The organism is Vibrio sp. HENC-03 (assembly GCF_000305755.2).
GTDB classification, from domain to species: domain Bacteria; phylum Pseudomonadota; class Gammaproteobacteria; order Enterobacterales; family Vibrionaceae; genus Vibrio; species Vibrio owensii.
This window is the reverse complement of sequence record NZ_JH976064.1, coordinates 653,715-670,544: the sequence shown is the minus strand read 5'-3', so window position 1 is coordinate 670,544 and position 16,830 is coordinate 653,715. Positions and strand designations below refer to the sequence as shown.

Sequence of the window (16,830 nt, the reverse complement as noted above, 5' to 3'; positions counted from 1 at the left end):
TTGGAGCAGTATCTGGAATTTGTATGAAAGTATTTAGCAAGTCTCGTTTAGCTACCTGTATTATTTCTGCCATGCCGATGATGGGCATGGCAGCCGATACCAGCAAGTTAGAAAAACTCGAGTCAGAGACCACTGATATCGCGGTCGAAACACCAAAACAAGAAGACGACGCATCGCGTATTTATTTAGACCAAGGCGCAATTTGGGCGAGTCGTGATATCACGCGATTTGACCCTGTGCTGGATGTGAGCGTCAGTGATGAGCTAGAAGTGGAAGAGGGTACGCTGCGCGATAGCGTTGGTTTCACTATTACCACTAATTACAGCTACTACATCAAAAAATACCAACTTGAAGTTTATCGTGTGGGCGACTTTGGTTTGTCCGAGCCGATTGCTGTTCTAGAAGGTGATAAGTTGGCCAACGATTTTGACATCAACTGGGACGGTGCCACAGATGTAGACTACCAGTTTGATGTTGGTGGCCAGCTGTTGTTCCGACTAAAAGCATGGGACAAAGACGGCAATATGGATGTCACTACGGTGGGTGTGACGGATCTCGTTCGTCCGGATGCAGAAGTGGACATCGACCGAAACGACAACGAAGACGAAGAAGGCAAAGGCCGCAGCTATGGCCAAGCTAAGTTGATGCGTCACAACATTCCGACCGACGCAGGTCTAGCGAAGTTTATTGGTACCGGCCTCAAAGGCGTTGATAAAGTCATCATTGGCGAAGACGAATTCGACGTTGAAGATGGCAACTTGTACGCAGAGCAGTACCTACCTACCGACGCGTATGTATTTCCAACCAAAGTCGTGTTTGATAATGGCGATGAGCGCCGTTACCAACTCTACGTGCGTATCCCAGACACTTACTATGCACAAACTGGTTTGGCGGATTTGTACATCGGTAAGAACAACGTATCAGGCAACAGTGCAGCGCTTGGCGTCGATGATCAATACCAAAATGACATCTATAACCAAGGTCGTTTGGCGTACTTTGGCCAAGGTAAGTTTGGTGACAAGCTGCGTATTACTACCCACTTTGATACCAAAGAAAGTGAACTCAAAGACATGTTTAAGCATCCGTTTGCATCGGAAGATTCAGACGTGTTTGACATTCTGGAAGACGATGACGAGTTGTACTACAGCAACTATGGCGACAGCTCAAACATCGAGAAAGTGGTCAATACCAAAGGCAAAGTCTACCTAAACGTAGAATACGACAAGTCGCAGTACTTGTGGGGTAACTACAACACGGGCGTCACAGGCACAGAAACCAGCGATTACAACCGTAGCTTATATGGCTTTAAAGCGGACTACCGCACTCGCGATACCACTCAGTACGGTGAAGACCGATTGAACATCGTTGGTTTTGCAGCAGAAGCAGATTCTCTGTATGCACACGATGAATTTCTTGGCACTGGCGGCTCGCTTTACTTCTTGCGTCACGGCGAAGCAGTACCAGGCAGTGACAAGGTTTACGTTAGGGTCGTAGATGAAAGCGGCTTAACGCAAAATGAAGTGCCACTAGAGCCGGGGCGTGACTATGAATTCGACCCATACCAAGGCCGAATTATCCTGACTAAGCCGCTAGACAACATCATGTCTGACAGCTTCGGCAGCGTAATTGAAGGTAACGACGATTACGAAAACTATCTGGTTGTGGACTACGAATACGTACCACAAGGCTCTGACTCACTGGATGCGATGTCTTACGGCGGCCGTGTGAAAGGCTGGGTGAATGACTACATCGGCCTTGGCGTCACCTACGCGACGGAAGAGAAAGACAACCAAAACTACCAAGTTTACAGCTCTGATTTAACGCTTCGCGCAACGGAAGGAACGTTCATTAAAGCGGAATTCGCTCACAGTGAAGGTCGACAAACTGAGTCGAACTTTGTCTCGTACGATGGTGGTTTAACCTTTACGCCGATTGGTGACAGTCTAGAAGACCGCGAAGGTGACAGCATTCAAGTGACAGCAGTTGCGAACTTATATGACTTGGCGCCGAGCATCTTCGGTGCGGTCGGTAACGACGTCAAACTTTGGTACAAAGACAAAGACGCCGGTTACAGCTATGCAAGTAGCAGCGACGACCTTGAGCAAGAAGCGTATGGGGCGGAATTGCGTCTGCAAGCCACTGACCGTATTGCTGTGTTATCGCGTTTTTCTGCCAACGAAGAGCGTGATATGGATGGCAATCTGAAAACCGATTCTGAGACCATTGAGCTAGAAACCCAATTCAAACTGACTCAGCACATCAAGCTATCGGCAGCAGGCCAACAGGTGGATGAGCTCAACCAAGCCGATGAGCAAAGTAACGCAACCTTGGCGGGTTTACGTTTGGATTACATGTGGGACAGCGACAACAGCGTGTATGTCAAAGGCCAAACCACCATGAACCAATCGGACGACTACGACGATAACGACAGTGTTTCTGTTGGTGCTGAGTTCCGCGTGTTGGAAGACTTATCACTGGGCGGTGAGTACACCACTGGTGATCGTGGCGAAATTGCCGAAGCGACGGTGACGTATGATGTCTCTGACGACCACTCTACCTATGTCACTTACGTGGATGACAACTACGAAGGTGAAAACAACGTGATTGTCGGCCAACGTGCTGACCTGACTTCAAGCGTGGATTTCTACCAAGAGAACCAGTTTGTCGATGAAAACGATGGCCACGGTCGTATCGACTCCTACGGATTTGGTTACGACGTGACAGACGATGTCGAAATGGGCATTGGTTATCAAAAAGGTGAAATCGAAGACGATGAAAACCAAATCACTGAGCGACAATCTGTCAGCTTGAATGCATCAATCGATTTGGATGACATCAACTTGAGCCACAAACTGGAATACCGTGTCGACAAGAACGAAGACGATCCCGATGTCGCACAGCGAGAGCTGGAGCAGATCGTGACGACCAACAGTTACACGCATCGCTTAACGGAAGAGCACACCTTGTTTGGTAAGTACAACTACTCGATTACTGAGAGTCAAACTACAGGTGAGACCATGGCGCGCTTTGTCGAGGCAACAGGTGGCTTAGCATACCGTCCAATCTACAACGATCGTCTGAACTTATTGAGCCGTTATACCTACATTGCGGATTATGACCAACTAGACCGTGACGTGGATTACCAAGATGAAAGCAGCCAAATCATCGAAGTTGAAGCGATTTACAGCATTGATGAAAACTGGGATGTCGGCGCGAAATACGCACATAAAGACAAAGAAGAAGTCTTTGCGCGTGAATCCGGTAAGAACGAAATCGTCAAAAGTGACATTGATCTGTATGGCTTAAGCGCCTCTTACCGAGTGATGAAAGAGTGGGATGTCACCGGTGAATACCACTGGAAAACGGACACCTTAAATGATGAGTTAGAACATGGTGCCTTGGTGTCAGTGAACAAGCACATCGGCAACAACTTCAAAGTCGGTATTGGTTACAACTTCTCTGCCTTTGATAGCGACTTAACCAACGATGATGACTACGACGCACAAGGCGTATTCATCAACTTGGTTGGTAAGTTATAACCCCATCCGTGAATGAGTGAGAGGAATTTATGAAAACAACCCTTCGTCTTCTTGGTGGGGTAGTGGTCACGCTGCTTGTCGCTGGTTGCGCCACTGATACTTACGTAAGCCAAGAGAACCGAGACAAGTTTACCGACTTGGACGTATCGAAATTCTTAATCAGCGAATGTTTAGCGCCAGAGCGAGAAATTCACATTGCTGTGGCAGAGCACTTTGCTTTTGATAAGTACAACATTCGAGACGTGGATGCGACGAGTTTGAATGCCTTCGTGCATGAAATCGAAGGCTTGAGCGGTCGAATTACCATTGTCGGCCATACTGATTACAAAGGCTCACTGGAATACAACGAAGCCTTGTCACTGCGCCGTGCTCAATCAGTGGAAAGCTTCCTGAAAGAAAAACTCGACCCAGACCATTATGACTGGGAAGTGAAGTATTTTGGTGAAACGCAGCCACTAGCGCTAGGTAAAACCGATGAAGATCGTGCTGAAAACCGCCGTGCTTTTGTGGTGTTCGAAGAAGCGCAAAAATATGAAGAAATGCCATTTTGTGAGCCACCAAAACCGGATCGCAAAATCTACATGGCGATGACACCGCACTTCGATTTCGACAAGTCTGAACTGAAGCCGGAAGACTTAGCCAAATTAGACAGCTTCACTGATAAGTTACAAGGTTTGCAAGGTAGTATTCTTGTCGCAGGCCATACTGACCAAATTGGTTCGCTGTCGTACAACGAGAAGTTGGCACAGCGCCGAGCATCTGAAGTGGTGAAGTATCTGAAAACCAAGATCGACCCATCGCAATTCTTATGGGAAGTGAAATCGTTTGGTGAGCTACAACCGGTTATCAATGAGCGCTCGAAAGAAGCCAATGCCCTTAACCGCCGAGCCTTCATCGTATTCAAAGAAGGTTCGATAGAGCAGCCAACTATCCAACCTAAACAATAATTAAAAAAAGCCAGCCTAGGATTGAATCAATAAAGGCTGGCTTTTTTACCTTTATCCCGTATTTCCACTCTATTTCCTCCTCCTCTCCTATTTCTCAAACGCTGGCAAATACACGCTAGATGAAATAAAACCGCTTTGCCCTTAGCACAAATTATTTTCATTTGTATTTCCATGAGTTGCACTTATCTGAATAACAATTATTCGATTTAAGTATCGAGAATCTCAATATGATAACGAGAATTGTGATATTGACCTGAAAAACATATAGGAATTTTCTGAGTTATGGGTAATACCCTGATTTAGCGAGATTTATAGACTAACTTTATTAGTGACGTCGTTTTAGCTAAAGCTAGGTATATAACTATGAAATGGATTTTGTTGCTTGTAAGCCACACTTTATGTGTTTTGGCTGGTTTTGCTGCGGGGATTTACGCTCTACCTATTCTTATTCAACCGGATTCCCCAGATGTTTCCGTCATCTCTAATTCCACTGAAGGTGTGCTGTATCAAGGTTCTTTTGATCGCAACCGAACTGACAGTGATTTCCTGCACTGGGGAGAAGGGGAGATCTGGTTAACTGAGGACACCATTGCGTTCCAAGGTGAGTTAGCTCCTGGCCCCGATTATAAAGTTTACCTCTCTCCAACATTCGTTGAAACAGAAGCTGATTTCAATCGATTGAAGCCGCAAATGATTAATGTGGGTGACGTGAAAACATTTGACCGTTTTATGGTCACTCTTCCTCAAGATCTGCCTTTAGACAACTACACGACCGTTATTATTTGGTGTGAAACATTTGGTGAATTTATTACCTCTGCGCAGCTTGAATCTGTCGCAAATCTGAACCAGAACTGACAGCCAAAAAGTTTTAACGGATGCCGAATAAAAAATGACAGAAACGTGACAATGTTAAATTTTCTGTCGCCAATATCTCGGCGCCTAGTTTTTGACGCTATTGCTAGCTTAGTCATAAATATCTGAATAATTAATATTTTATATGAGTCGGAAAAGTATTGTGCCAATTGTTCAACGTTATCTAGCCTTGTTTTTGCTGATGTTTTTGCTTCCTTTCAAAGCATTAGCTGCAGGGGAAATAGAAATATCCTTTAATCCAACATTCGGTCTGCCTTACGAAAATGGACAGGTCATTACATACTCGATTGAAGTTCGAAATACGACGATCAGTACGATCAGTGATGTCTCCGTAACGAATGCCATTTGGGATGTGATGTCTGGTTCGAATAGGGCGTTCAGTAGTGTCAAGATCACTGATACTCACACGCTAGGTACGAATGCAGGTACTTACTCCTCTAGCAATAGCAACCTGAATGTGACCGGCGCAAACCTATTACCGCTAGGGCGTATTACTTATCAAATTGAAGCGACGGTTGCTGATGATGCTGCTGAAGATATTGTTCTTGGCAACACCGAAGTAAAAGGAACGGTTTTCGGCACAGAGACGACTTTTACTAATCCCGATACAATTACTTTCCCTCCGGCTGAATACGATTACCTTCTGGAAGAATACGTTAGCCCGACCGAATACGATGTTGGCGGCACACTGACTTATTCTTTAACGGCAACCAATAATGGTGCTTATGCGGTTAAAGGATTAGATATTGAGCAAGAGTTTGCGTCTTTAACAGGACAAAAGTTAGATGGCACAACAGGGAATGCATTTAGCAGCGTGACCATTAGTGCCGTGGCTTCATCTGGGAGTGATGCGGGGACCTTTTCAACGGCAGGAGATTTATCGGTCACCGATGCGGAGATCTCTGTCGGCGGCTACATTACTTACACCATCAAAGCGACGGTTGCTGCGGACTTAGTATCTGATATTGATACCCAAGCAAGCTCGACGACTCGTGCTGGTACGGTCGACAGTAACCCATTATCTACACCTCCAGCAGCCCCTGACATTGAACTCGCACATACACTCAACTCTACATCGCCATACCTGATTAATAGTGAGGTTGATTTTGAATTGAAGGTGACCAACAACGGTGGTGCGATTGCTCATAATTATCATGTAAAACAGAATATTAAAGACCTAGTTAGTAGCAATGGTTTAGCTAACAATTTATCGCCTTCTTACAACAACACCGATGTGGATGGTAACCCCTTCACGACTTGGGATATCACGGTTTCAAGCATTGGCAGTAACTCAGTTTCTGACTACCAAGGCAGCGTACAAACGGATGTCGATTTTGACGATACCGTTTCTATCTATCCGGGCGAGTCGATCACCTATCAAATTAAAGCAACCCTTACCCCAATTACGATTGGCACCTTGCAAGGTTTTACTGCTTCAGTAACGGATGATTCAGGCTCTTTGGTTGAAAGCTCCAGTATTTCGGATACGGTTGATGCAGAAAAAGTGCTGAGTGTGACGGATTCTGATATCTCTATTTCTAAAACCACTTCTGCATCCGAATATGTACCAGGTGGAGAAATTGAGTACGAAATTACTGTTACAAATGGCTCATCAAAGTATTTTGCCAACAACCTGTTAGTCCAAGATAACCTGACGTGTGTTAAGACTGAGCAAGCGGGGGGAGCAGGGGACGGCCAAGCTTTTGAACAGTGGAAAGTTGAGGTTATTTCGGGTGAGGACTCGATTGGCTCGGACCCAGGCACTTTTAGCTACGGCACTTGGACGTCGAGTCCACTCTCACTAACGCCGGACATCGCTCCGGGTAAAACCATCAAGTACAAGCTGACTGCGAAAACCAATGATACCAGCACTGGCCTCATTCTTGATGACGATCCAAGTTGTTCTAACGATAATGTCACGGAAGAAGGCTCGGGTGTTCAAACCCCAGACGACAACTTGCGCGCAAGTAAAGATGTAGATAGCCGTTTTTACTCCTCAGGCCAGACTCTTACTTACACCATTACCGTGACGAACGACGGTGATGGTTTTGCGAACCAAGTTCAGGTACTTGATGACCTGAACTCAGTGAAAACAACCGATATCAACGGCAAAGAAATCAATGCTTATTCGGATTGGACGATTACTGCTGAAGCGTTTAAAGACGATGGAACACCAGCGACTGCATCAAATACCGGTATAACAGGAGAAGTGAAATACCCTAACAATTTGAATGTTATCGCAACGCTTCAACCTCACTCTTATATCGAATACACCATCGTTGCCGACACTAACCCAATTGCAAATGGTCATATCTCAAACGAAGTCACGGTGGATGGCTCTGTCTATGCCGACCGAGGTTCTGATCCTCGTGATTTTGCGATTGAGCTAAACAAACGCGTCAAGACTAATACTGACTCAGGTTTTCATGGTGAGCAGACGGCTTATTCTAAGCTAGATACTGAGGTCACTTACCAAATCAGCCTGAAGAACGACAAAGAAAACGGTTATGCGACAAATGTGGCGGTAAAGGACACCTTATCTTCCATCACCGCGAAGATATTGGAACCAGACACGACATCAAAACAAGTCTTCAAGTCGTGGAAGATCAGTGCTGAGATCATCTCGGATGATCCTCAACTCGATGGCAACCCTGCTTATACAGATGTCGGTACCTTCAGTGATAACACAGATCTAGACACGACGGCTCAGATCCCACCAAACGTTGAAGTGCTTTACACCATCGTGGCACAAATCGATCGCTCAAATGAAAACGAGATCATTTACTCTCGATTTGATAACACGGCAGAAATTAAAACGCCTGACTCAAGCATTCAAAACTCGGCTTCGGACACGGTGGTGGTTTACCCTCATGACCCGAAAGTTATTGTTGCCAAAACGACGCCAGATGATGATTTTAAGCCCGGAGATAAGGTGACGTTTAAAGTCACAATCGTCAATACTGGTCCAGGCTATGCCAACGAAGTGCATGTTACGGATGATATCCTCGGCCTAAATGCGTTCTCAGATTGGACAATTACAGCGTCGACAGACTCCAATAATTCACCATTTAAAACAGGCAGTTATGAAGGTGAAAAGTCAGGTTTCCCAAACAACGGCAACATCAATAGCTACATCGATATTGACCCTAAGATCAATGGCTCAGAAGGCTATGTCGTCTATACCATTAACGCTACAGTTAAAAATGACTACGTAGAAGATGAGATCTCTAATACCGCAGAGATCTACGACCCATCGACGAACTTAAACCAATCCTCTTCTGCCGAAATTGGTGGCACATCGGGGGATTCTCTTAACGTTTCTATTCTGAAAACAGCGGACAAAGTTCGCTTCATTCCTGGCGATGACGTCACTTATGAAATTCGAGTTTTGAACAATGGCGCGAATGTCGAAAATGGTCTTAAGGTTGTTGATTTACTGACAGACATTCGTTCTGTTTTGGCGAATGACAAAGACAACCAATATGAAAACTACCCAGATCAATCTCCATTCGAATACTGGCAGTTTGATTTCGATGACGGTGGCGGTTTTCAATCTCAAACTACCGAAGACTTTATCTACCCACCAGGTGATGCATCCAACACGATGACACTTGCTGCGGGCGAATTGCGTACGTTCAAAATTAAAGCCCGTGTTAAAGACAATGTCATTGGTTCTCAGGACTCAATGGGTAACTTAAATGACAAAATTGAGAATGACGCCTACGTATACCGTGACTTTGGCAAAGTGACTGAAGAATCACACCTTTCTCATCACGAGATGGAGCGCGCATACAATGGTGGTGATGTTGTCAGAAAGCTATTGGTTAATGGCGTGGAATCAAAATTCTACTCTCCGGGCGATACGCTTACCTATCAAGTAACGGTTTCTTCTCAAACAGGTTATGTCAATGACCACGCAGTAAGCGAAAACATTACTGGTGTAACGACTCAACTGTTGGATGGCTCTTTGGCGACGCCATTTGATAAAGGTTTCACAGTCGATGTTTCTAAGGACGATTCAAATGGTGGCGACGGCACAACCGATGGCACGTTAGATGGCACCGTTGCGGATAATCAAGACATTAACACAACGATCGATGTCGCAGGAAAAGATTCTGTTACCTTTGAAGTCGTGGGTGTGGTGCGTGAAGACGCAACTGGCACAATTACCATTGGTGGCATCACGGTCATTCCGAACAGCTACCATCTAGCATTCTCCAAGACAGTAGATCAATCAAGCTATGAACCGGGACAACCTCTTGTTTACCGCTTAACGATCGAAAACGATGGTAAGGGCAACGCGTACAACATTCCTGTTATCGACCGACTATCCAATATCATGGTCGATCTTGTCGATGGTACAAGCGGTAAAGCGTTTGACTCGGGTTGGACGGTCGTTCCAAGGATCGTCAGTGGCAGTTCAGAAGCCATTCTCGATCTGGATGGCAAGATTGCTGATAACGCAGATATCGAGACTCATGCATCTATCCCTAAAGGCACAACCATTGAGTATGTTGTCACGGCTAAGGTGAACAACAACGCCGTCGGTGAGATCTTGAACTTACTTACCGTCGATGGCGATACCGTGAGTGCGGAGACCAAAGCGTCTGCTGAGAAGTACGACTTCTCTAAACATGTCACCAAAATTTACGATCAGGATGGCACTACCGAGTTAAGTGGTGGTTACACGCCGGGTGGTTACATCGAGTATGAAATCTCACTGAAGAACTTAAATAACGTTCACATCAATGAGATGCCAATCAAGGATGAAATCAGCAAGATCCAGACTGATTACTTTGATGGTAGTGGCAGGGGGCGCGCGTTTGACTCATGGACCATTGTGACCAGTACCGACTCGAGTGGCATCAGTGATGCAGGTTCTGTCAGCAATAACAGTGATATCGACACTAAGTTCAACTTAGCCGCAAACGGATTCGCGACAGGTGGGACCTTTGTTACTTACACCATTAAAGCGAAGATCAGTGAGAAAGCCGTTGGCCAAATTCTCAACGTTGCGGTGGTAGACAACAGCCATAATTTACCGTCAGAGCCAGTGAACATGCTGCCGGTGAGCATTGCTAAGTCGCATAAAGCGTACACCGATACATCATTGGCGACACACAAGACCACATACAACCATACGACAGACGGCGAAAAGATCGTTTACCACTTGCGTATTGAGAACAATGGTAAAGGTTTGGAGTACAACAAATCACTCAAAGAGTTGTTCTCAAACGTCAAAGTACGTGTCGCGCAGAACGCAGCGGGCGAATCTGACTCACAAACGCTACAGGCATTTGGTCAATATGGTTGGACAGTGACCGCGACTACCTCGGGTGAAGCGACGACGCTAATTGATGGCTATATTGGCGGCGCAAATGCAGACATCGATATTCCTGTACTTTCAATTGCGCCGGGTGGTTGGATTGACTTTGTCATGGAGTCTCAAATCCGCCAAGACGCGCTCGACCAGATTGTTGCTACTCCGAAATACAACGGTAGCAATTTCAATTCTGCGAAAGTCACGCCAGAGGGCAGTAACCTGTCGGTGAGCAAAGAAATTGTCTCTATCGATGGCAAATCTTATGTATCCGGTGACACCTACAAGCCGGAAGATGAGGTCATCTACAAATTCACGGTGACCAACACCGAACCTGTGTGGCGTGATCAAACCGTTATCCAAGATATCGTCTCTAACGTTCGCGTTGAGGTGATTGGTGGGACGACGAAATCTGCGTTCTCAGAGACGAACATTTCCCATGCCTTTACTTCAACAGGTACAACGGGAACACAAGACACTTACATCGAATCTTATGATGCAACTGATGATCTTGACCTGTTAGTCGATATTGCCCCAGAAGAAGTCATTGAATTTACGGTTACCGGTAAAGTTCGCCCAGATGCACTGGGTGATATCGATGGCAACACGGGTAAAGCAGGCAACCAAAGTGATACAACAGATGTGATTCCACCAGTTGTGCCTGTATTGAACTTCGAGAAGTCAGTGCTGAGTACAACCGCAGACAGCGGTACATGTACTTTCCCATCAACGACAGGTACAGATTGTCACTACAACCCGAACGGCCAAGTTCAATATCAAGTTAGCGTGACCAACGTGGGTGACAGCATTACCAATGGCGCGACTATCGTTGATGAGCTAAACACCATTAATACATCAGATGGTAAGGCTGCATTCCAAGACTACAGTGTGGCAATCGTAAGTGCGCCCGATCCAGACCGATTCTCAATTACGGGTAACTACCAAGGAACCGTACCTCTGAATGCAGCATTCGACTTGATGCCGGGTGATACGGTTGTGTTTGAGATTGACGGCACGGTAGCGGCGGATGCGTCTGGCACAATCACAAATATTGCAAAAGTGAATGATGTTGATAGTAATGCGATTGTGTTGGATCCGGGTACTTCAAGCTTAACGGCAGAGAAGTCGACCAGCACACCAACTTACACACCGGGTTCCGAGATACGTTATGAAATGCGTATTCGAAATGAAACGCTACTTAACGAAGAGATTAACGTTCGAGATTTGATCTCGACGTATAAGGTTGAAGTTGCTGATGGCACTGAACAAACAGCACTTAAAGATTGGACAGTAACAGCAAGTGTGGTGAGCGACGGTAACGCTTCTGGCTTCCGTGACATTACACCGCTTCAATCTATCGCAGCCAATACTGACATCGATGTTACCGTGAAAATGAATGGTAAAGTTGATGGCGGTGCAGAAAGTGAAATCCTAATCGAAGTCGTTGGTCATGTTCGTGATGATGCCGTTGGTGAGTTTACAAACCAACTACAAGGTAAGCTGAATTCAGGAACCAAGTACTTCACCTACAACCTCAAAGAAAAAGTTATCGTCCCAGAGCCGGGAAGCCTTGCTGTGACTAAAGTCACCTCAATCACCCCTGCGATTTACCATCCGGGCGATACCATTGGTTACGATATTGAGGTGAAAAATACCGGTACAGGTTATGCGACCGATGTGCTGATTTCAGACCTTTGGAAGACGATTCGAGCAGAGAAAGCTGGCGCAACATTACCTGTGCGTGCGTTTGATTCTTGGTCAGCAAAATCAGTGAGTGTTGATGGTACAGATCCAACGCTGACTCAACCAATTGCGGGCTCTGAGGTAACTGGCGACAATGGTTATCAGATTCGTTACAACATTCACCCAGACCACACAGTGAAACTTCATGTTGAAGGTGTTGTAAAAGCGGACCTTGTTGGTGATATCACCAACGTAGTTGAAGTGAGCGATTCAAGCGGCTCTCAAACTGCGGATGCGACTTACGTGGCGGCAACAGCTGATCTCACGGTCGATAAAACCGTTGATAAGAGCCAGTATGAATCAGGTGACAAGCTGACCTATACCATCAAGATCGAAAACACCACAGCCAACTGGGCGAGTGATGTGGCGATCAAAGATCTGGTCAACGACATCACTTCAACCAGTATTACTGGCGCGACAGTAAAAGCGTTTGAATCTGGCACCATCTTCTTCAATGCATCTTCACAGACGGGTGACACCAAGTTCCCATCGTCCACTGGTGAGTTTTTAGATGGCAGCTTGGACATCGGTCCAAATGATGTGGTGACGATTACTGCGGAAGGGGAGCTTGACCCAGAAGTGGTGGGCGATGTCACCAACCAAGTTGAAGTGACCTACAACGGTTCGACTAAAACTGCAGAAGCGACCAGTACGGCGAAGATCCCAGATTTAACCTTCACCAAAGAGCCAATGGTAGAGTTTTATAGCCCTAACCAAGCGGCAGGTTACATCCTGAAAATCGTCAATGAAGGCAACAGCTACGCGAATGACATCAACCTAAAAGATGAAATTGGTGCGCTTACCGTTAACACCATTGATGGCTCAGCGAACCAAGCCTTCCTACAATGGGCGGTTCAGTATGTTACGGGCAGCTCGCTGACCACAGTCGATGCTAACTCACTCGTTGTCGATAAGGATATCGATTACAACATCGACCTCGCACCGAACGACACCATTACCCTTTACGTTATTGGCTTAGTCAATACGGAAGCGACGGGTGACATTGTTAACACCGCAACGTTGAATCACAACAGTAAAGACGTAACGGCAACTGCAACGTTGAAACCGCGTCCGGGCGATATCGTTCTAGAGAAAACCACCGATGAGCGTTACTACCAACCGGGAGAGTTCTCTACATTCCGTGTCAAAGTGACCAACAACGGTTCCGGTTTTGCGGCCGATGTAAAAGTCGAGGACATCATTTCTTCACTTGAAGTGGAAACCTCGGGTGGGGCAATGGAACCAGCGCTGAATGACTGGACGATAGTGACCACTAAAGGCGACCCACGTACCAATATCGAAACGGTACCAGGACCAAACGGTGACATTTCTACCAACCTTGATATTGCACCTGGCGACACGGTTGAATTTGCCATCACAGGTACAGTCAACAGCAGTGCGGTGGCTAACATCGTTAACACCGCGACGGCTGAGTTCGGCGGTGCGACTACCGATGCAACAGCAACGTTAGAAACCCTACCTGAAGAAGTTTGGATTGAGAAAACAGCAGAGTCACCAATTTACATTCCGGGTGAAGACGCGGTGTTCCATGTTCGTGTTTACAACGGTACCGATGGCTTCGATAACGACATTAAATTGGATGACATCCTGTCGGGTATCAAAGCGATCAACATATACGGGGTTAATGAGCGAGCGTTTGAAAGCTGGACGATTGAAACAACCAACAGTGACAGCCGCACAACGATCACACCAATGCCTATCGATAACCAAGACATTCGTTCAGTGATCGATATCGCGCCCCATGACATTGTTGAGTTCACCATTACTGCGAAAACCAACCCATTGGCGGCGAGTGAGATTACTAACACAGCCACCGCTGATTTGAATGGCACCACACAACAATCGAGCGCGACTATTCAGCCTCAATCGCAAGGCATCTCTATTGAGAAAACCGCTGACACTGAGTTCTACATTCCGGGCAAAGAAGCGACATTCCGCGTCAAAGTGAAAAACGAAGGTACGGTGCCAGCAACAGACGTTGAGGTGAAAGATGCCATTAGTGATCTTGAAGTGGTTCGTTTAGATGGCACGACAGTCAAAGCGTTCGATTCGTGGCGTATCGAAGTGAACAAGGGCAGTTCCGATACTGACATTACCAATATTCCAAGCGTAAATACGGACATCGATTCAACGCTGACCATTGCAGCGAATGATGAGGTGGAGTTCGTCATCACTGGTTTGGTAAATCAATACGCAACGGGCGAGATTGAGAACACGGCAAGTGCGTTGTTCCGCGGTGAAACTCAAGAAGCAAGCGCGATGCTATTGGCGATGCCAGAGTCGGTCAAGCTAGAGAAGACCGTCGATGATGAATACTACCGTCCGGGTGAAAACGTCACTTACCACGTGGTGTTAAGTAATGAATCTGGCTCGTTTACCGAAGAGATAGTACTTAAAGATCTTATCTCAGAGTTGAAGGTGAATACGATTCATGACACCGAAGCGCCAGCGTTTACCAGTTGGAGCATGACCAGCTCATACAGTGATGACCGTACCATCGTCTTACCACAAATTCAGGGCGACAATCTGGATGTGAATAGCCGTGTGATTATTGCGCCAAACGATAAGTTGGACATTGAAATCACAGGTGTCGTCAACGCAGATGCGATGGGAGAAATCACCAACCACGCGTATGCCTACGACAAGTCAGAAAGTGATGTTCTGGCAGATGACTTCGCAACTATCAAACCATTGCCGATCATTTTGTCGGTGACCAAGGTGGCAGATAAAGCGGAATACACCAACGACGACGATGAAATTACCTTCACAATGACGGCGACCAACCGAGGCTCTGCGGATGCAGAAAGCGTCAACCTGTTGGATGAAATCGACAAGCTTATTGGTAACAACGGCAATCCATTGTTCACCACATGGAAAGCGACCATCACTGAGCTTAAGTCTGGTGTGGTGGTTTCTGTCGATTCAGATAGCAACGTCGATTCAAACCACACTATGAAGGCGTACCAAGGTAATGAATACGAAATCGTAGTGACAGGTGAGATCAACCAAGGCATTGATGACAACTTTACGAACGTCTTTACCGCGAAAGCATCGACAGGTGAAGTCGCGTCCGCCAACGTCACGATCAAGGTTAAGAAGCAAGCTTACAACGAAGGCATGCTGAAAGTGACCAAGGTAGCGAGCAAGTCAGAGGCGAGCGTCGGTGAAGTTGTCGAATACGAAGTCGTGATTACCAATGAAAACGACAACCCATTCACTGGTGTACGTTTGGTTGACCGCTATCCGGGAGGATTTGCTTATATCCCAGATTCGACTGAGATGGTCAACAGTGGTCCTGATGGCGTATTTGATACCTCGGATGACATCCAAATCACCGTAGAGCCAACGAAGACCAATCAACTGTTCTTCGAGGTGGGCGACATGAATATTTACGGCAAGGGCGATTCGAAAACCGCTGATGCTGTTCGTATCCGCTACCTAATGCGTGTAAGCGTTGGTGCCACCTTTGGCGTTTACACCAACACCGCATGGGCTGAAGCGCCACCGGCAGAAAGCTTCTCGGCACAAAACACCACGACCAACTACGTTGTGAAGTCGAACCTTGCCAGTGCAACGGTCGAAGTCATGCCAGACAAGGTATTCGATACCGCTTCAATCATCGGCAAGGTGTTCGAAGACCACAACGGTGACGGTTTCCAAGCAGACGCAACGGCAGATGACATTTATATCGATGTAGACCTTGCCGCGGGCGACTACGTACCGGGGTCGACCTTCATTACTCAAGATGGTGTTGAAACCCAACTGAAAGATGTGAAGGTGAAGCACAAAGGCCAAGACGTCGTGATGTCGAGTGTAGATAAAGGTTATGAAGTCGATGAGCTGTTCGGTCTATCTCGTAACCGTACCCTCGAACACAGCAACAAAGTGGTGTTCCAGTTTAATACACGAACTCGCCAAGGTTTCCCGTTCAAGGTGACAACGGATAACGGTACGCACATCGAGTTCGATAAGCAAGGTAACGCGATTACCAAGCACAAAGGAGATAAGAAAAAAGGTCTGTCGGCAGAGAACATCGACGTGGTGAGAAACCTCTACCGAGATGGTGATATGTACTTATGGGAAATCATCGTAGAGAACAAAGGACTTTACGAAGACGGTATCCCAGGCGTTCGACTGTTAACGGTCGAAGGCATCATCATCGAGACAGACCAATATGGTCGATACCACGTTCCAGATCAGTGGGTGTTGAATAAAAAAGGTAAGCAGTTCTTGGTCAAAGTCGACACAGACTCGCTACCGACAGGCATGAGGGTGGTCAGTGAGAACCCGAAAGTACGCCGAATCACACCAAACAAACTGACGAAATTTAACTTCAGTATTCAAAGCAGTGGGGATGATTAACCGTTCGCAGTACAGACGCAGGCTG

General features: G+C 46.4%; 4 protein-coding genes. All 4 read left to right on the top strand.

Annotated elements, in window-relative coordinates:
* Nucleotides 1–23: 23 nt before the first annotated feature.
* The 4 genes from VCHENC03_RS20340 (at nucleotide 24) to VCHENC03_RS20355 (ending at nucleotide 16,805) form a co-directional block, all read left to right on the top strand.
* Nucleotides 24–3,539 carry a hypothetical protein gene (locus tag VCHENC03_RS20340; RefSeq protein ID WP_009704912.1) on the top strand — a complete coding sequence of 1,172 codons (3,516 nt, stop codon included), beginning with the start codon at nucleotides 24–26 and terminating at the stop codon, nucleotides 3,537–3,539.
* 29 nt (nucleotides 3,540–3,568) lie between these two features.
* Nucleotides 3,569–4,486 (top strand): OmpA family protein, encoded by a 918-nt coding sequence (locus VCHENC03_RS20345; RefSeq protein ID WP_009704911.1) that lies wholly within the window; start codon nucleotides 3,569–3,571, stop codon nucleotides 4,484–4,486.
* A gap of 363 nt (nucleotides 4,487–4,849) precedes the next feature.
* Nucleotides 4,850–5,341 carry a DM13 domain-containing protein gene (locus tag VCHENC03_RS20350; RefSeq protein ID WP_009704910.1) on the top strand — a complete coding sequence of 164 codons (492 nt, stop codon included), beginning with the start codon at nucleotides 4,850–4,852 and terminating at the stop codon, nucleotides 5,339–5,341.
* 142 nt (nucleotides 5,342–5,483) lie between these two features.
* Nucleotides 5,484–16,805, top strand: a complete 11,322-nt coding sequence (locus tag VCHENC03_RS20355; protein WP_443083367.1) for a hypothetical protein — start codon at nucleotides 5,484–5,486, stop codon at nucleotides 16,803–16,805.
* Nucleotides 16,806–16,830: the final 25 nt, after the last annotated feature.

Bases quoted from the DNA above. Each gene is read 5' to 3' on its own strand.
- VCHENC03_RS20340 (WP_009704912.1), top strand. From the start codon at position 24: ATGAAAGTATTTAGCAAGTCTCGTTTAGCTACCTGTATTATTTCTGCC.
- VCHENC03_RS20345 (WP_009704911.1), top strand. From the start codon at position 3,569: ATGAAAACAACCCTTCGTCTTCTTGGTGGGGTAGTGGTCACGCTGCTT.
- VCHENC03_RS20350 (WP_009704910.1), top strand. From the start codon at position 4,850: ATGAAATGGATTTTGTTGCTTGTAAGCCACACTTTATGTGTTTTGGCT.
- VCHENC03_RS20355 (WP_443083367.1), top strand. From the start codon at position 5,484: ATGAGTCGGAAAAGTATTGTGCCAATTGTTCAACGTTATCTAGCCTTG.